The 17,001-nt window shown below is 57.1% G+C and carries 15 protein-coding genes and 4 pseudogenes; 6 read left to right on the forward strand and 13 right to left on the reverse strand.

The features are described 5' to 3' along the window. Nucleotides 1–345: pseudogene (locus EFD56_RS31590) on the forward strand (integrase core domain-containing protein); the annotation flags it as partial. A 6-nt stretch (nt 346–351) separates the two neighbouring features. Here the strand turns inward: EFD56_RS31590 and EFD56_RS31595 are convergent. Then, nucleotides 352–2,433, reverse strand: coding sequence for a recombinase family protein (locus EFD56_RS31595; RefSeq protein ID WP_245440657.1), 2,082 nt, complete (start codon nt 2,431–2,433; stop codon nt 352–354). Then, nucleotides 2,423–2,620 (reverse strand): hypothetical protein, encoded by a 198-nt coding sequence (locus EFD56_RS31600; protein ID WP_037145433.1) that lies wholly within the window; start codon nt 2,618–2,620, stop codon nt 2,423–2,425. The genes EFD56_RS31595 and EFD56_RS31600 overlap by 11 nt, the downstream gene beginning before the upstream one ends. Before the next feature lie 342 nt (nt 2,621–2,962). Between EFD56_RS31600 and EFD56_RS31610 the strand changes: the two are divergent. Both EFD56_RS31610 and EFD56_RS31620 read left to right on the forward strand, forming a co-directional pair. Next, nucleotides 2,963–3,142 (forward strand): annotated as a pseudogene (locus tag EFD56_RS31610) (IS3 family transposase); the annotation flags it as partial. 462 nt (nt 3,143–3,604) lie between these two features. Next, nucleotides 3,605–4,276: pseudogene (locus tag EFD56_RS31620) on the forward strand (group II intron reverse transcriptase/maturase); the annotation flags it as partial. A gap of 68 nt (nt 4,277–4,344) precedes the next feature. Here the strand turns inward: EFD56_RS31620 and EFD56_RS31625 are convergent. The 11 genes from EFD56_RS31625 to EFD56_RS31675 form a co-directional block, all read right to left on the reverse strand. After that, on the reverse strand, nt 4,345–4,530 hold the full coding sequence (locus EFD56_RS31625; RefSeq protein ID WP_080712016.1) for a hypothetical protein: 186 nt from the start codon (nt 4,528–4,530) through the stop codon (nt 4,345–4,347). Nucleotides 4,531–4,811: 281 nt separating this feature from the next. Further along, nucleotides 4,812–6,299, reverse strand: coding sequence for an NAD-dependent succinate-semialdehyde dehydrogenase (locus tag EFD56_RS31630; protein ID WP_008534338.1), 1,488 nt, complete (start codon nt 6,297–6,299; stop codon nt 4,812–4,814). A 23-nt stretch (nt 6,300–6,322) separates the two neighbouring features. Further along, a complete protein-coding gene (locus tag EFD56_RS31635; protein ID WP_004668632.1) occupies nt 6,323–7,342 on the reverse strand; it encodes an ABC transporter permease in 1,020 nt (339 codons plus the stop codon). 11 nt (nt 7,343–7,353) lie between these two features. Further along, a complete protein-coding gene (locus EFD56_RS31640) occupies nt 7,354–8,328 on the reverse strand; it encodes an ABC transporter permease (protein WP_008534336.1) in 975 nt (324 codons plus the stop codon). Beyond that, entirely contained in the window at nt 8,325–9,878 is a 1,554-nt protein-coding gene (locus tag EFD56_RS31645) for a sugar ABC transporter ATP-binding protein (protein ID WP_037145348.1), read from the reverse strand. Before EFD56_RS31645 ends, EFD56_RS31640 begins: the two co-directional genes overlap by 4 nt. A 91-nt stretch (nt 9,879–9,969) precedes the next feature. After that, nucleotides 9,970–11,136: an ABC transporter substrate-binding protein gene (locus EFD56_RS31650; RefSeq protein ID WP_037145350.1), complete on the reverse strand. Its 1,167-nt coding sequence runs from the start codon at nt 11,134–11,136 to the stop codon at nt 9,970–9,972. Between the two features lie 25 nt (nt 11,137–11,161). Beyond that, nucleotides 11,162–12,058: an alpha/beta fold hydrolase gene (locus tag EFD56_RS31655; RefSeq protein ID WP_004668623.1), complete on the reverse strand. Its 897-nt coding sequence runs from the start codon at nt 12,056–12,058 to the stop codon at nt 11,162–11,164. Further along, complete coding sequence (locus tag EFD56_RS31660) at nt 12,055–12,438, reverse strand: hypothetical protein (protein WP_004668622.1); 384 nt, start codon at nt 12,436–12,438, stop codon at nt 12,055–12,057. Before EFD56_RS31660 ends, EFD56_RS31655 begins: the two co-directional genes overlap by 4 nt. Nucleotides 12,439–12,515: 77 nt before the next feature. Beyond that, a complete protein-coding gene (locus tag EFD56_RS31665; protein WP_004668619.1) occupies nt 12,516–12,944 on the reverse strand; it encodes a carboxymuconolactone decarboxylase family protein in 429 nt (142 codons plus the stop codon). Between the two features lie 77 nt (nt 12,945–13,021). Then, on the reverse strand, nt 13,022–13,906 hold the full coding sequence (locus EFD56_RS31670; RefSeq protein WP_011053340.1) for an NAD(P)-dependent oxidoreductase: 885 nt from the start codon (nt 13,904–13,906) through the stop codon (nt 13,022–13,024). Between the two features lie 313 nt (nt 13,907–14,219). Continuing rightward, on the reverse strand, nt 14,220–14,900 hold the full coding sequence (locus EFD56_RS31675) for a GntR family transcriptional regulator (protein WP_004668612.1): 681 nt from the start codon (nt 14,898–14,900) through the stop codon (nt 14,220–14,222). A gap of 596 nt (nt 14,901–15,496) precedes the next feature. Here EFD56_RS31675 and EFD56_RS31680 point away from each other — a divergent pair. The 3 genes and pseudogenes from EFD56_RS31680 to EFD56_RS31690 form a co-directional block, all read left to right on the forward strand. Next, a complete protein-coding gene (locus EFD56_RS31680; protein WP_037145352.1) occupies nt 15,497–15,832 on the forward strand; it encodes a helix-turn-helix domain-containing protein in 336 nt (111 codons plus the stop codon). Continuing rightward, a pseudogene (locus EFD56_RS33380) lies at nt 15,825–15,985 on the forward strand (type II toxin-antitoxin system HipA family toxin); the annotation flags it as partial. The gene EFD56_RS31680 and the pseudogene EFD56_RS33380, both read left to right, overlap by 8 nt. Before the next feature lie 76 nt (nt 15,986–16,061). Then, nucleotides 16,062–17,001, forward strand: a 940-nt coding sequence (locus EFD56_RS31690; protein ID WP_126907099.1) for an IS481 family transposase, incomplete at its 3' end; no start/stop codon positions are given.

Here is a 17,001-nt window from a genome sequence, read left to right on the forward strand (position 1 = left end):
CTCAATGTCGTCGATGACGTGACGCGCGAATGCCTGGCAGCAATCCCGGACACCTCGATCTCCGGCCGCCGCGTCGCACGGGAGCTGACGACGCTGATCGAACGACGTGGCAAGCCCGGAATGATCGTCTCCGACAACGGCACCGAACTCACCTCGAATGCCATCCTCGCGTGGTCGAAGGATCACAAAGTCGAGTGGCACTACATCGCGCCGGGAAAGCCGATGCAGAACGGCTATGTCGAGAGCTTCAACGGCCGGATGAGCGACGAACTGCTCAACGAAAGCCTGTTCTTTGGCCTCGATCATGCCCGAAGCGCCATTGCCGAATGGGCGGACGATTACAATCCTGTTTCATAACACCCGTCTTTCTATATCATTGAAAGGAATAGATTTTCCTGATCTGGAGGCGATCCCGCGGGGTGGCGAGGGGTTCTTCCGTACACGATCGAGAATCTGACGTGCTTGCGGGGTCGCGAGTTTGGAACGGCTGAAGATCCATGGGCCATCGGGTAGCGGATGAGCCCCCTTAATATCGCCAGCCTCGGCCGCCAGACGCAGCGTCTTTGGCGATATCCCGAGTAACTTCGCCGCACCGCCCAGATTAAGCCATGGCTCAACCCCGTCGATCTGCGGACGGAAGACCGGAATCTTGCGATATGACCTCAGCGCGGTGACCCGCTCCCGTGTCCAGCGATTGCCATTGCCGGTCGTCAGTCCGTTGCGATTGAGGACACCGGCAATCACATCATCATTGGCGATCAAGACGAGCTGTTTCACAGCGTCGACAATGTCGTCAGGGGTCGCATTTCTTTGGCCACGGTGTCGCTTCGGCAGGCGCAGTTCGGTGTGGACGCCTCCAACCCAATGAATGACGAGGACGATCTCAGAGGTTCCATCATCGAGATCGGCGACCACTTCATTGATGAGCGTGCGCACGATGCGCTTCTTCAGCCTTGCATCGGTTGTCGGCGCCGTCCAGACGGCGCGAAGGTTTCCCGCAAGTGCGGTTACCTGTGATGCGGACATGGGGAACGGATGCGGCGTAACTGTCCGATGTTTGGCAATCTTGGCCTCGATCTCACCGACGCCAGTCAGCGCCTTGTTCCAGCGTGCTTCCAGCTCCGACGTCACCAGCCTATTCTCTGGATCGGCCGCGTCATATTGCCGGAATGCCCGGTCGGCTACATAGCGTGCTGCCTCGAGGTCGCGCATCAGGGCATCCTGAACCTGATCGCGTTGGTTGGCCATATTGCGTTCCGCCTCGACGGCGGCGGCAATGGCTCCTGGCTCGACCACGCCGAGAAGTGCCTCTTCGATCGCGTCATCGACCCGCAGACCGCCGAAGGCGATGCAACGTGGTTCGCCGTTGTCGAGCAACCCTCGCCAACAGGAATAGCGCGGGATGTTATGGTTGGCTCCTGTGTAACGAACCGTCAGCTTCTGGCCGCACCTTTTGCAGCGGAACAGGCCGGCAAGCAGAGCGTCGCCATGCTTCGGCGCTCCATGATGGCGACTGGCCGGTACATTGTCGCTGACCATCTTGCGGATCTCCTCCGCCCGTTCCCAACTGATGTAACCTTCGTGCGCATCCGGGATCAGCGCCAGCCATTCATCACGCGCCTTGCGGCGAATTCCAGATCGGCCATCGTATCCTGGTACGGAACGACTCTTACCATAAGCATAAGCGCCGCCGTAGATCGGGTTCGCAATCATCCGGTGGATGGTGGCATAATTTGGCCTGCGCCAGATGACGTCACCGTTGGCGCACCTGACGGGCAGGTCCAATCCCTGCTCAAGGAACCATAGCAAGGCCTGCCGGGCACTCCCGAGTTCGGTGACCTTGTCGAAGACGAGTGCGATGGCTTCCTGGATGCGCCGATTGGGATCCTTCTCGATCCTGTCACCGGCCTTTACGAAGCCGGCCGGAACAGTGACGACGAGTTCACCGCGGCGAGCCTTCTCATAGCGGGCGGAAAGGGAACGCTGACGCAAGAGATCGAGTTCATACTCGTTGAGGCTGCCCTTCAAACCCAAGAGCAGGCGGTCGTTGCCCTGGCGGGGCGCATAAACTGCTTCCTGGTCGACCAGGACGGTATCGACAACGCGGCACATCTCGATGAGTTGCTGCCAATCGCGGCTGTTCCGGGCGAAGCGCGATACCTCACGCGCGGCCACGGCGCCTACCTTGCCAAGGCAGACTTCCGCCACCATCCGATCAAATCCAGCGCGGGTCACGCCGCCGGCGGCCGAACGACCAAGGTCGTCATCCACCGTCTCTATATGTGACCATCCAAGCGCTGCCAGACGGTCGCGCATGGCGTACTGGAGGGCGCTGCTCTCTCGATTGTGCAGAACCTGGTGAGCCGAGGACTGCCGAACATAGAGGATGGCCTTCCGCTCCAGATGATGCGGCGCGATCTTCTCATGCATCATGACCGGCCTCCTTCTGTTGGCAGGCATGTCCGCACTTTGCGTGATCGACGAACAGCCGCACGATGAGCACCGTCAACGCTTGGCGGGTCTCCTCCGGCAACTCCGGCCATTGCGGCGTCCCTGCCGTCTTCCCCCGCTGCGGGGCCGAGAACAGATCGAACTGGCATGTCATGGGCTGGCGAGGCATGAACATCTCTCCGACTCGTTTCGTGAGAGACCAATGCTGCGCCCATTACCGAAGATTGCGATGAGGCATCAGCGTCCTTCAGCAATCTTGCCAAAGAATGCAGGCTTGCGAGATCGACGTGCGGGACCGCCAGGCTGCGCCAACAACCACTCACTGATCGGTCGAACATCCACGACGGGACCTCAAGAAGTCGACCAGAAGAAGAACCAGAAAGGCTGCAGCGGAAAATATGCGTCCCTTTAGACACCGCCTCATGCACGTGAACAAGCCGTCCGGACCAGGGATGCCACGGATACAGAAGCTCGCGAACCTCGGTCCCGTGGGTGTTCTGTCGTCGTGTTGTACAATAATTTCCGGCCGCACTCATCGCTCGGATATCAGACCCCGGCAGATTATGCCGGGACCATCGCCGCAACCGGCTCCAACGCTGCGCAAGATGAAGGCTTCGCGTTTCCGCCGGTTGCTCACACCGCGCCACTTGGCGTATTCAAAACCGCCGAGGCTCTAATCGCAGTCGGATGAAAATTCAGTGGCAGGTCAGCGGGTCTCAAACCAGTCCGAGCTGCTGCGGCAAAGAGCCGTGGTGGTGCGCGCCGGATGAAAAGTTCGGACGAGATCCGAGCAGGTGCGTGTCCGAAAGACGAACGAAAGTGAACCCTCCGAAGACGCGCCGTTATGAATATAAGCGTCGTCGAAACCAGGACTGTTTCGTCATCCTGGGACAAGTCCGCCGGGTGCCTGATGGTTGGGCGGGCGGCGACCGGCGTAGAGGGGCGTGAGTTGGACACAGGCTTTCACGCGGAACTGCAGGAACCCGGCTCCTGATGCCAAGGGAGAAGCCCAAGCGGAGAAACCGTAAGGCGAGAGTACCGATGCAGGAGACTGGGGCGGACCGATCCGTATGAGCGTTGAGGGCCCTGTAATGGGGCCGGAGCAAAGGGATCGGATCAGGTGGTCGTATTGTTTGGAACAACTTGAAACAGGATGACTTCGATAGGTACGACAGACAAGCCGTTTCGGATTGAGAAGCGGCAAGTGTACGAAGCCTACAAAGCGGTCAAAGCCAACCGTGGTGCAGCCGGGGTGGACGGTGAGACCCTGGAGATGTTTGAGAAAGACCTTGCGAGAAATCTCTACAAGATCTGGAATCGGATGTCTTCTGGGGCTTACTTTCCGCCGCCGGTGCGCGCCGTCTCCATTCCAAAGAAGACTGGAGGCGAAAGGGTTTTGGGTGTGCCGACGGTCAGTGATCGGATCGCGCAGATGGTGGTCAAGCAGATGATTGAGCCGGATTTAGAGCCGCTCTTCTTGCCAGACTCCTATGGCTACAGGCCGATGAAGTCGGCTTTGGATGCCGTTGGGGTAACGCGTCAGCGGTGCTGGAAGTACGATTGGGTTCTGGAATTCGACATCAAAGGGCTGTTCGACAATCTTCCACATGATCTCTTGCTGAAGGCGGTCAGAAAAGACGTCAAATGCAACTGGGCTCTGCTCTACATCGAAAGATGGTTGACCGCGCCTATGGAAAAGAACGGAGAAGTCATTGAGCGGACGCGTGGTACCCCGCAAGGGGGCGTGGTCAGCCCGATCCTATCGAATCTCTTCCTGCATTACGCGTTTGACGTCTGGATGACCCGGACGCATCCGGATCTACCATAAAGGGCTGGCGCCGGCGAAGATCGGCGGCTACGTCAAACCGACACTGAGGGTGCGGCCGCCGACAACTACACCTTGACGCGTCGCTGGTTGACGCGAATGGCTTTCGCTTGACCCTCCACGCTGGCACGTGCAGCATCGTCGGGCTGATCGATTTCAGGACGAACGCGTGCATCGATCGGGTGGTGATCATGCTCCTGCTCAGGACTCCGATACGTTGAAACGACAACGCCACGGTGCAACAGCTCGTTCATGTCGTGTTACCTCTTCGAAGGCTACAAGCTATCTGGGAAAGACTTACCTTGTAGGGCATTGGCGGAAGGATCGACAATCGAAAAGACAGGCAGAAATCTCGTCTGCAAGGCCGGCCCCAGAAGGGGTCGGAAGGGAAGATCCGTAGGACAGCTCCCGCGAAACCTCTAGAAAAGTCCAGCCTTTTGAGACCTCGCAACCGGCGGAGAGGATGTTGCTGTCCTGCCTCTATTCAACAGACCTCTCCCCCTTTAAGTTCAGGCGAGCGACCCTTGGGCGATCGCTATGCGCCGATCCCGCCCATGCAGACGTATTTCATGGATAAGAAGTCATCCATTCCGTACTTTGAGCCCTCTCGGCCGAAGCCGGATTGCTTGACGCCGCCGAATGGCGCTAATTCGGTGGAAATCAGACCCGTGTTCACGCCAACCATGCCGTATTCCAGCGCCTCTGTGACCTTCCAAACGTTCCTGAGGTCGTTGGCGAAAAAGTAGGCTGCCAAGCCGAATTCCGTATCGTTCGCGAGTTCGATGACTTCCTCGACAGTATCGAACTTGAACACCGGAGCCAGAGGCGCGAAGGTTTCCTCACGCGCAACCTTCATATCCTTTGTGGCACCCGAGAGGAGCGTTGGTTGGACGAACGTGCCTCCGCGAGCATCGCGGTCACCACCAACCACGACAGTCGCACCCTTGGTCACAGCGTCATCGATATGACCATAGAGCTTTGCTACCGCTTCATCGTTGATCAACGGGCCGATCGTCGCCCCGCTCTCAAACCCGTCAAGAACCTGCAAGGCACTCACGCGCATTGCCAGCTTCTCGACGAACCTGTCATGGATCCCGCTCTGTACGTAAATACGGTTCGCGCACACGCAGGTCTGACCCGCGTTACGAAACTTAGAAAGCATAGCCCCCTCGACCGCCTGGTCGAGATCTGCATCGTCGAAAACGATAAACGGCGCATTGCCGCCGAGTTCCAGGCTCAGCTTCATGATCTTCTGGGCGCCTTGCGCCATCAAGATACGGCCAACTTCGGTCGAACCGGTGAAGGTCAGTTTCTTGACGACCGGGTTGGAGCAGACCTCCTCGCCAAACATTCTTGCATTATCCGTCGGGAGGACGCTGAACAAGCCATCGGGTATTCCGGCACGCTCCGCGAGGATCGCCAATGCAAGCGCCGACAACGGAGTCTCGGCAGCAGGCTTGAATACGATCGCGCAGCCGGACGCGAGCGCCGGCGCGATCTTGCGGCACACCATCGCCGACGGAAAGTTCCAAGGAGCGATGGCGGCCACAACGCCAACCGGCTGCTTGATGACAAGCAGTCGCTTGTCGGCCTGGTGACCTGGAATGGTGTCACCATAGACACGCTTGGCTTCCTCACCGAACCATTCGATGTAGGAAGCGCCGTAAGCAATCTCGCCACGCGCTTCCGCCAGTGGCTTGCCCATTTCCGATGTCAGAATTACGGCCAGGTCTTCAGCGTTAGCTACCACCTCTTCGTAGAACTTCCGCATGATCAGCGAGCGTTCCTTCGCCGAAACCTTAGCCCACTTCTTCTGTGCAGCCTTTGCAGCATCGATAGAGGCTCGCACTTCAGCAAGGCCAGCGCTAGGCAAAGAGGCAAGGACGTCCATCGTGGAGGGATTTAGCACGTTGATGCGTGTGCCGTTTACCCCTTCGCTCGACCACTTTCCTCCAACCAGCATCTGCTCGCGAACGAGAGTCTGGTCCTTTAAACGGCCTAGCAGGGTGCTGGAGATTGCCATGGATCTTCCTTTCTATGCATTGATCATATCTGATTTCGAATGTGTGGTGACCGTGCGTATATCGCGACCATCGGAACGATGAGCAGACCGACGACAGCCTGCTGCGCCGGAAAGTTCAGTCCGAGGCCAACTAAAAGCGAGGTCAGTACAGTCAGGACAAGAACACCGAGCACTGTCGCGCCATAGCCGCCCGCCCCACCAAGAAGCGACGTCCCTCCAATCACCACCGCTGCTACGGTGGTGAAAAGATAAGGGTCGCCCACGCCGACGAAGCCACCACCGGAAAACCCTAGTAGCAGCATGCCCGTGATTGCAGACATGGCACCGCTGACGCTATGGATGACGGTCCAGACCTTGAATTCGGAGATTCCGAGGCGGGCGGCCGCCGTCCGGCTTCCGCCGACGGCGTAAATGCTGCGGCCAAACCAGGTGTTGTACATGAACCATCCAAGCGCGATGGCGACGATAGCCCAGATCACGATGACCGGAGGCAGCGACAGGCCGAAAAACTTTCCGTTGAACGCCGAAATGTTCCTCAGCCATTCGGGTACCGGAGCAAACACTGTACCACCAAACGCCGAGCCGAGTGAGGTGTAGATCTGGACCGCACCGACGGCCGCGAAGCCAACTCCGAGCGACATGATCAGCGCTTGCCCTTGGAGACGGAAGCTCAGGGCGCCATTGGCGGCCCCGACAAGCGCACCGAGGAGCATGACAACCAGCATCGCGAGGGGAGCGGGAATACCTGCGACCATAAGGCTGGGAAGGAGGATGTTCGCGCCTCCAATAATATATGGTATCGAAAGATCGAGCGCACCGACCAGAGCGCACAGGGTCTGGCCAATGGAGGCAAGCCCCAGAAACGCTGCGAGAAGAAGGATTGAACGCGCGTTTTGGGATGATACGAAGCCGGGGACCAGCAATGCACCGAGTGCTAAGAGAGAGGCCAGAAGAACAAAGCCAATGACGATGCTCCGATGAGCCTTGAGCGGGTTAGACTTCTGAGCCGATTTGATTTCGGAATTCATAACTGTCGCGACCATTATCTTGCTCCTTACACAACCGCGCGGCGACTGATGACAAAGACGTTCACGAGAAGTGATCCGACGAGGATTAAGCCGAATGCCATCTGGGTAACGAACCCCGAAACCGTGCCGAAGTTGAAGGTGGAGAGGAGATAGGAGATGAGGAACATGTTGATCGCGCCAAGCGTAGATCCAAGTGCTCCACCACGACCACCGGAGAGGCTCGCACCTCCGAGAACCAGGGCCGTAACAGCCTGAAGGGTGTAGGTGCTGCCCTGCGTCGGATCACCAGAGGAGATCAGCGCCGTGTAGCTGAGGGCGGCAAGTCCAGCGAATGCTCCACCAACAACGTGGGCGATGATGCGGACTGCGTCCACTCGAACGCCGCTCGTATACGCCATGCGCTCATCCGCACCCGTCATGCGAAGGTTGCGGTAAAACATAGTCCCCCTGAGAAGGAGCCATAATGCATACGCTGCAACCAGCAACAGCAAAACAGGTGACATGATGTCGGTCCCCGCCCCCCAGCTAAGCATCCAGTCGGGCGCGACTCCACCCGGTCGGGACATCACCATCAGGTTCAACCCGGAGAGGACAAGAAAACCCGACAGCGTAACGATTATCGGAGCGACACGCACATAAATGATAACCAGCGCCTGGAGTAGCTGGAATGCCGCTCCCAGGCCGACTGCCCATACTATCACTGCGATAGGGTTGGTAATTCCGTTACCCACAAGCCAGGTAATAAGGGTAACGTTGATGAACCCCATCAAGGGGCCAACTGAAAGGTCCACTGCTCCACGACCCGCCATGACAATGGGGGTGAGGGCAAGCGCCGTTAGAATCAAGGGCGTGGCGACAAGGATTGCACCTGCGAGGCCGTTGTTCGTGAATAGCCCGTGTCCGCGTAGGGCAACGGCGACCAAAAGGACAATGAATAGGCCGGCCGGCACGAAGAGGGAACGGTCCTGGGTGATTTGACGGAATGCGATTCCAGACATCATGCAGTCCTTTCCAGATCGAACTCGATGGAGGCGTTTGGCGATTTTCCAAACATTGCGGCCAAGATTGGCTCTTCCGCTATGTCCTCGCCTGCTAGCGACCGGAAAAGCCTTCCAGCAAAGAAGACGTCGACGCGGTCCGCAAAGCCGATGAACTCTTCGATTTCGCTTGATAGATAAATCACGCTGCCACCCTTCTCCGTGAACAGGCGCAGTTCGCGGTAGAGATCGCGCTTCGTTCCGAGGTCGACACCGCGAGCGGGATCGTTAAGGACGATGACGGACGGTTCGTTTGCAAAGGCACGGCCGATCAAAACTTTTTGCTGATTTCCGCCCGACAGTGAGGTGATCTTGTTCGCCGGACTTCCAATCTTAATCCGGAGCCGATCCACCTCGCGTTTGAACATGGGTTTGAAGCCGGCCTTATTGATTATACCAAGAGGACCGAGGTTCTTGCGATAGACGCCGATGGCAAGATTTTCGAAGATGCTCTGCTGAGGGAAGATACCTTCACGCTTGCGGTCGCCGGAAATATACGAGATTCCTGCTTTGGTAGCGTCTTCGAGCGATGCGACCTTTTTCATTCTCTCGGTGCTGGATGACCAGACTTGGACATTACCACCAAAAGGCTGGATGATACCCGCAACGGCGCGTACGAAAGCGTCCTGCCCCTGCCCGTCGAGTCCTGCAACACCGATGATCGCTCCTTTCGGTAGATCGAAATCGAAGGGCGCTGCCGCGCTGTGAGTAACGAGGTCTCTTACCGCTACCACGGCCGGCGCGGCGGCGCCTACTTGCTTTGATTCGTACGCCTTCGCGTCGCTTGCGTTTCGGTCCGCGGGCGTCATCATTGAAAGCAGGTTCTCTTCAGTTATTTCATGCTTCTCGAGCGTACCAATGGTGACGCCGTCGCGAAGGATCGTGGCTCGATCGGCGATGCGGACAAGTTCAGCGATCCGATGCGTTACGATCAGCACGGTCGCACCTTCCCTACGGAGACGATCAATTTCCTCGTGGAGGCGGATCGTGGAATCGAGGTCTAATGCCGCAGACGATTCATCGAGGATGAGGACCTTCGGCCTGCGCAAGACCGCTCGCGCAATAACTATCCATTGCTTGACGCTCAGAGGCAATGCCCCAACGTTCTGATCGAGATCCACGGGCTTGCCGACGAGGCGTTTCAGGATCTCCTCAGCCTCGGTACGCCGACCACTGCCGCCCTGCGAGCGGAAGATGCCGTCGCGCCCGACATACAGGTTTTCCAATACACTGGCCTCGTCGGCCACCAGCACTTCCTGGAAGATCGTTGTCAGCCCGATGCGCTTGGCGTCAGTCGGAGTCGAAATCTCTTCTCCAAGGACCGAAACGCTCCCGGAATCTGGGTGCAACACTCCAGACATGATCTTCGCCATCGTGCTTTTGCCACTTCCATTTTCTCCGACGATGGCGTGCACTTCTCCGGCCCGGGCTTCAAAATCACACTTCTTTAAGGCCTTAGTCTCGCCGAAAGACTTGGCAACATTGATCAACTTGATCGTAGTTTGGTTTTGCATCGGAGATCCTCTAATCCCAACGGCCGCGCGAGGCGGTCCTCCCACAAGAGAAACTTCTGTCCGGTGGCAAGACCCACCGGGCAGAACAGTTTCACTTCGACACAGGCTTCCAGGGATCAGCCGGGCGTTCGAAGTAGTCTGCAGCAATCGCAGCAGGAAACCACCCGTCCGCCTTGGGCTCCACGAAGTCTGTCGAGTTCAAGTCGCAATCTTCTGGTATTGCCGCGCGGACTTCATCGATGGTGTAAGGCAAGACGGGTCGAAGGAAGGACTGAACCTTAGGGCCTTGTCCCTCCAATGTGCGGAGCATGATCTCCCACATCTGTTGCATCTCGCGACGCGGCGGCCAAATATGGAAACTCCTGTCCACAAACTCGGGGTTCTTGCGCCAGTAGCACGCGGCGGAAGCTTCCCCCCCGAGAGTAATCGGGATCATGTCTCGACCTGACTGCAGCATTGCGTTGAGAACGCCGTTCTCTTGGGCCCCCTGCGTGAGGATCCCATCAATCTTCGTCGGGTTCGTCGCAAGAAACTTCTGAACTTCGACCTGGGCCACCTGGTCGGTCCACTTCCCTGCAACTTCACCGACGACCTTTATGTCGGGGTACTTAGCAAGTGCTTCCTTAGCCGCTTTGTCAAAGCTGTCCGAAGAAGCGAAACCGGGAATACCAGAAACGAGAAGGATATTGCCCTTCTCTCCTATTTTTTCCGCCAGCCACGTCGCCATCTCGGCACCGCCCTGCGCGTGATTGGCCGCGCCATTGATGGCGTATGGCGACGTCACGTAGCCCGAAAATGAGAACACCGGCACACCGGCTTTGTAGGCATATTCGATCGTCTGATTAAGAGCCGTGACGTTCGAGCAGCAGATGATGATTGCATCGACGCCTTCGTCCACCATCTGACGCATCTGCTGGATCTGAACGGCGTCTTTAAGATCCGACTGGGTGACCACGACATCAGACACCAGGCCCGCAGCCTTTGATCGCGGTAAAAGATCGCTCATGACCGCATCGAGAGCTGCGGCTCGCCAGGTGTTGCCAGCGTAGCTGCTTGCATAGCCGATCTTCCACGGAGGACCCTTTTTGGGCTTGAAGTCTTTGTAGGCGCTCGCCCCCAATGGAATCTGCGGATCTACAGTTTCATAGATCTTCTTTTCTGTAGCCGGTAGCTGATCGACACCATCCGCGTAAGCGGTTGTCGCCAGGGCGCTAACCGAGATCAGCGCCCCAAGTGTGACATTCAGAATGCACCTCATTGAAGTTCTCCTCCCGAGAAAAGGATCAGGCAACCTTAGACCGAGCTGCTGATGACTGTTGGATCTCCTCAAGAATCGGCAACAGATACTTCCGGAACTCGCTATAGTCCTCAGTAACGGGAAAATGTCCGAGCTTTTCCATTGTCCAAAACTTGGAGCCTTTGACCAGGTCTGCAGCAATCTTGGTATCGGCCGGGGACGTGTTTGGATCGTATTCGCCCGTGAGGAAGTATAGCATACATTTCGACGTATCGATTTTGCTGGCTTCTTCTGGCGACACATCGTGGTCGTAGTAGTAGTAATAAAGATCACCCGCGAAGATTCCCGGTCCACCGCAGCTGTATTCCCACTGGATTTCACGGACATTCGCTTCTGGCGAGTACGGTGAGATATTCAGCATCATCGCCGCACCGATGGAGGTGCGATTGACGTTTGGATTGTCGAACTCCCTGCGGATGCCAGCCATACCGACGTCGACGTACTCCGCCGCCGAGCGCAACGCACCTTCGACCGAGATCGTGGCGCGGAAGTTGTCCGGATAGTTCGATGCCAGGTCGATCGCGAGATGGCCGCCCATGGAGCTGCCCAAATAAACGGGGCGGTCTAGGTCGAGGGCTTTTGAGAGTTCGAGCTGGAAGTCCATCATGAACTTCTTGGTCATGTTGTATTCCTTCTCCCACCAGCGAACGCCGTAGGGGGGAAGGGACTTGCCGTGATACGGCAGATCGAACGCGATGACGCGAAAATTTTTCGTCACGTCGGAATCGCAAAGCATATGACGGTATTGGCGACCGTCGGACCCTGCCGTATGACCGACGAGAAGCGGAATCCCCTGGCCCGCTTCTTCGTAATAGACGCGGTACTCGATACCTTCTACGGTGAGATAGAGATAACGGCCGATAATGGGGTCAAACTTGGTCATGCTGCTGCTCCTTCAGAACGGGCATTGCGCATCAGGGTGGTCATGCGGTTGAGAGCAGGCAGATACGCGAAGGTTTCGTTGTTACTGCTAAGGTAGAGGCCATGCTTGATGTTTGATGACTGCAAGCACTGATAAAACGGCAAGGGTTTGTGCTGAAGCAGCGCCTCCCACTGTGAACCGGTCCCGCGTATGACGATAGTGCACTTGTCGTCGTCGTATTCGGCCTCTTCCACCTTTAGCAACGTACCGTCCTCGAAATGAAGCGCTACACTGCGGGTAGGGAAATCGCATTTTAATATACCGTTAAGATAACGAGTTTCGCGCTTGAACTCGAAATCCTCCCGCACGAATTCTATGAATTTCTTGAGATCTATCGCCATTTTAGGCTCCTCCCTTGTTGATAAGCGCTGAGAACTCCGCGCATGTTGTACATGCCCCCTCACGGGACAGCACATTCTCAAATGCCCATTTCGGTGAATACTTCCTGGGCATGCCTGAAACTGTCGATGCCTGCTGGCACACCAACGTAGATAGCCACCTGAAGGAAGATCTCCTGGATCTCCTGTTTCGTAACACCGTTGTTGATGGCGCCGCGGATGTGGCCTCTGAGCTCGTGCGGTCGGTTTAAAACCGCTATCATTCCAAGGTTGAGGATCGATCGAGCGCGACGGTCGAGGCCAGGTCGGTTCCAGATATTGTCCCAACAATACTCGGTGACGAGTTCCTGCATCGGCCAGGTGAAGTCGGTCGCCTTTCCGAGGGCCGCATCAACGTAAGCGTCCCCCATCACCTGCCGACGAGTAGCAAGTCCGCGCTTGAACTGCTCCGATGGAGCTGTTCGCTCGCCGGCCTTAGACCCCTTATCTTTCCTGTCCAAAGTGGCCATTGGGTTTCGCTCCCTTCATCATATTTGACAGATTATCAGACAATTTTCAACTGTCAGTTTGGCGTAGTTTTTCGCGGTCAGGCCTGATCTTTCACGAACTGCGCAATTTTCGTATGGTCGACATCGGGGCCTAAAGCATGCCGAGCAGCATCCCAGGCATCAGCGGTACCGGCCAATGTCGGCAGCTGGAGATTGAGCGCCTTCGACAAGTCCGCTGCAATCCTAATGTCTTTCGCCATAAGCCCCAAAGCAAAACCAGAGCCAAAAGTCTCCGAGAGGATGAACTGCTTCATCTTCACTTCTGTTGCGTTGTTCTTGCCAGACGACGAGTTGAGAATATCGACGATCGTTCTAGGATCGAGACCAAACGTTCGGCCAAGAAGAACGCCTTCGATAGCTGCCAGAACCCCGGCTCCCGATACGAAATTGTTGATGGCTTTCATGGCGTGCCCTGAGCCGATCGGGCCTGTCCTAAAAATCTGGCCGCCCATGGCGCACAGGATGGGATCAGCTTGATCGATATCGTCAGAAGCACCGCCTGCCATGATAGTAAGAGAGCCTTCGACGGCTCGCTTCACTCCGCCTGACACGGGAGCATCGACCAGCCGCAAGCCCTTCTGATGCAAGCGCTCTGCGAGCTCACGAGTATCATTGGGCGCCGATGAGCTCATGTCGATGACAAGCGCGTCAGCACTCAGGGATTGCCAGGCCCCATCCTTGAAGAGCGCGTCTTGAACAATCTTGCCGTTGGGAAGCATGGTAACCGCAACATCGGCGCCATTGAATGCTTCCGCTACCGTCTCTGCCGGAACGCCGCCGACGGCCGCGAACCTTTCCCTAGCCTCGGCCGATAGATCAAAGCCAGTGACTTCGAATTGAGCCGACAACAGATGTTGTGCCATCGGCCCGCCCATTGCGCCGAGACCAATAAAGGCGACGCGCAGATTTTTTCGTGGTGACAACGTCCCGCTCCCGAATGTGAGGCAAGCACAATCAGCTACCTCCGTTAGTGAGGAGTAGTTAACGACCTATCAGACAATCTGTCAATCGGAAAATTCATGCTTGGGCCGGCGCGCCCTCGCTACGACGCCAATTTTGCCGTCGCTTCTTCAATCACCTCACTTAAAATGACCGTGCAAGCAGCACCCATCTTATCGTCCGATGTTCACCAGAGAGGTTGTTGCGTGGTCAAAAGCACCGTGCCTGAAGGATTTAATTACACCCGGCCACCTCCAGCATCAGACAATCTGTCAATTTTCGGAAAATCTTATGGCATCAGCCTGAGGTGTTGTTGCGCAGGTACTCGAGTGCGACTTTCGCAGCCATATCAATGTGGTGCTTACAAGCGGCCGCAGCCCTGGGTCCGTTGCGATTTTGGATCGCTTCGGCAATCTCTTTGATTTCTGCAATGCTATGTTTGAGGCGCCCCGGTTGTGTCATCGAAGTCATGCGCAGAAGATTGATCCGGTTGTGCAGCGATGTTAGCATTTGCCTGACGAAGACGTTTTTGCTGCCATCCATCAAGCAGTCATAGAAGGCGTTTTTGGCAGCGATGAGCCTGTGTCCCACGCCGCTTTCCGCCGACGCTTCGAATTCTCTAACGGCATCTTGCAAAGTGGCAATATCTTCCGCCGTTCCATTTTCGGCGAACTGCTGACCAGCAAACCCCTCGAGCAGCGCGCGGACGGTGTAGAGCTGAGCGGCCTCCTCATAGGTTATGATACTGACAACTGGACCCTTGTGGGGGAAGCTTGTGATCAATCCCTCTGCCTCAAGCTGCCGAAGCGCTTCACGGACGGACGTGCGACCCACGCCGATCATTTCGCAAAGCTCGCGCTCGACGAGCCTTTGCCCCGGCTTGAACTTGCCCGTCGCAATAGCCTGTCTGAGCCTTTCTTCGACTTGCACTCGAAGAGAGGCATTTTGCCGAGCGACCTGCAGCTCCACATCTACCATGATCAATGTCCTACGTAGCACTAATGAATTTGAGCTAAATATATGGCCGCTTCGCGGGGAACTTTCAATAAGATTGTCTGATGAGCGGTCATTAGCAACTATTCTCGAGGATTTAGCCCGCTGCGTAGAGGTCGGCTTCCCGATCCATGAGGAACCGATCGGTTGGCGCGCCATAAGTGGAAATTCTAGTCCAAATGGCCTAGTTCAATTGGTGTCCTGATGGCCGACAATGTCCGCCCGCCGATTTCTCAAAACCAGCGACGGTTGCGACCCTGATCGACGAGGTGTCCACGGTCACCGACACCACCGCATCTTCCAGGAGCACCCGTTCGACTAAGGGCCGGGTGCAGCTTGGCAATCGGCAAAAGCCGCATCAGCAGACGATAGTGGTTCCGATCGCGCCTCCAGTCCGGAGGCGGCATCGATCTTGAGCGCCTCAAGATCCGCCATCTTTCTTCGCCTGCCAGCCTGGCTCGTACTTGCGCTATCGCTCCCGCAATTCCCATTCTAACCACTTTTCTCTCTGACCATCTCTCTTGAAAAATTGTAACCTTCGTGCTACATATCTAGTGCAATCTGTAGTGCGAAGGTGACAAATTCCGACACCTCACAACCCTCCGGCCGCTGTGCGGCGCTCGCTGCGCAAACTGGGCGCAGACATCCACGACGCACGTCGACGTCGCCGCCTGCCTATGGCGGTAGTAGCCGAACGTGCCTTCACCTCACGCTCAACGCTTCAAAAGATCGAGGCCGGCGACACCAATGTCAGCATCGGCATCTATGCAGGCGTCCTCCAGGCACTCGGCCTGCTAGATGGGCTGAGCCAAGTCGCCGACATCGGTAACGACAGCGTCGGCCAGTCTCTGGCCAATGCAGAGTTGCCCAAGCACGCTCACCCAAGGCGATCACCGGGATCGTCACGCGATGGCTGATTTCGAAGTTCATCTCGACCTTCACGGCCGCACACGTCCCATATGGCCCGGAGCAATCGCGCCCGTGGTGCCGAAACAATCGTGTTTGAGTATGATCGTGCCTGGCTCGAGGCCCCTGGCCGCTTCTCGCTGCAGCCCGCTCTAGCTGTGAGCTTCCAATAGGTTGTCCATTCGATCCGGACCGGGAAAGCTGAGGTTGTCGAAGCTTCAGTGATTCTCGGGGGACCGAATGGACATCCATATGAATGCCCGCCTCACGCCGCTCAGTCGAGCGGTAATTGCGCACCGCGTGCTGATGGAAGGACAGCGACCGATGGCCGTCGCTGCGGCTTTCGGCGTCTGCGTGAAGACTGTCTATAAGTGTGTAAGGCGCTATCGACGAGAGGGCGAGGCCGGTCTCAATGATCGCAGTTCCCGACCGCACCGCCTGTATCATCCGACCTCGCAGGCCACCGCCGCCCGGATCGAGACGTTACGCCGCCTGCGCATGACCGGCCAACACATCGCCAAGGAGACGGGTGTCTCGCCAGCCACAGTCAGCCGCATCCTCAAGCGCCTTGGCCTGAACAAGCTCAAGGCCTTGGCCCCGGCTGAGCCGGTGCGGCGCTACGAACGCGACCAGCCCGGCGAACTCATCCATATCGACATCAAGAAACTCGGCAAATTCAACCGAACCGGCCACCGCATCACCGGCGATCGCACGGGGCAGAGCAACAGCCGCGGCATCGGTTGGGAATACGTCCATCTGGCCATCGACGACCATTCACGCCTGGCCTATTTGGAAATATTACCCGACGAGACGCGACGCTCCTGTCTGCGCTTTCTCTTCAATGCTTTGCGCTTCTTCAAAGCCCATGGCGTCAAGGTCCAGCGCGTCATGACCGACAACGGCACAAGCTTCCGTTCCCATCGATACGCCAAGGCGCTGCGGCGGCTCAGCATCAAACACATCCGCACCAAACCCTATACGCCGAAGACAAATGGTAAGGCCGAACGCCTCGTCCAGACCGCACTGCGCGAATGGGCATATGCCAAGGCCTACGAAACCTCGCAGCAGCGCGCCGCCGACCTGCCGCTCTGGCTCCACCGTTACAATTGGCATCGCCCGCACGGCAGCCTACAATCCAAACCGCCCGTCAGTAGACTCGGCCTGATCAAGGACAACCTGT

Origin of the sequence: Rhizobium phaseoli (assembly GCF_003985125.1) — a bacterium.
Taxonomy (GTDB): domain Bacteria; phylum Pseudomonadota; class Alphaproteobacteria; order Rhizobiales; family Rhizobiaceae; genus Rhizobium; species Rhizobium phaseoli.

What these genes read in the sequence shown, in the direction of transcription:
- EFD56_RS31595 (WP_245440657.1), bottom strand. Translation starts at nt 2,433, where the DNA reads ATGATGCATGAGAAGATCGCGCCGCATCATCTGGAGCGGAAGGCCATC.
- EFD56_RS31600 (WP_037145433.1), bottom strand. Translation starts at nt 2,620, where the DNA reads ATGCCTCGCCAGCCCATGACATGCCAGTTCGATCTGTTCTCGGCCCCG.
- EFD56_RS31625 (WP_080712016.1), bottom strand. Translation starts at nt 4,530, where the DNA reads ATGAACGAGCTGTTGCACCGTGGCGTTGTCGTTTCAACGTATCGGAGT.
- EFD56_RS31630 (WP_008534338.1), bottom strand. Translation starts at nt 6,299, where the DNA reads ATGGCAATCTCCAGCACCCTGCTAGGCCGTTTAAAGGACCAGACTCTC.
- EFD56_RS31635 (WP_004668632.1), bottom strand. Translation starts at nt 7,342, where the DNA reads ATGGTCGCGACAGTTATGAATTCCGAAATCAAATCGGCTCAGAAGTCT.
- EFD56_RS31640 (WP_008534336.1), bottom strand. Translation starts at nt 8,328, where the DNA reads ATGATGTCTGGAATCGCATTCCGTCAAATCACCCAGGACCGTTCCCTC.
- EFD56_RS31645 (WP_037145348.1), bottom strand. Translation starts at nt 9,878, where the DNA reads ATGCAAAACCAAACTACGATCAAGTTGATCAATGTTGCCAAGTCTTTC.
- EFD56_RS31650 (WP_037145350.1), bottom strand. Translation starts at nt 11,136, where the DNA reads ATGAGGTGCATTCTGAATGTCACACTTGGGGCGCTGATCTCGGTTAGC.
- EFD56_RS31655 (WP_004668623.1), bottom strand. Translation starts at nt 12,058, where the DNA reads ATGACCAAGTTTGACCCCATTATCGGCCGTTATCTCTATCTCACCGTA.
- EFD56_RS31660 (WP_004668622.1), bottom strand. Translation starts at nt 12,438, where the DNA reads ATGGCGATAGATCTCAAGAAATTCATAGAATTCGTGCGGGAGGATTTC.
- EFD56_RS31665 (WP_004668619.1), bottom strand. Translation starts at nt 12,944, where the DNA reads ATGGCCACTTTGGACAGGAAAGATAAGGGGTCTAAGGCCGGCGAGCGA.
- EFD56_RS31675 (WP_004668612.1), bottom strand. Translation starts at nt 14,900, where the DNA reads ATGGTAGATGTGGAGCTGCAGGTCGCTCGGCAAAATGCCTCTCTTCGA.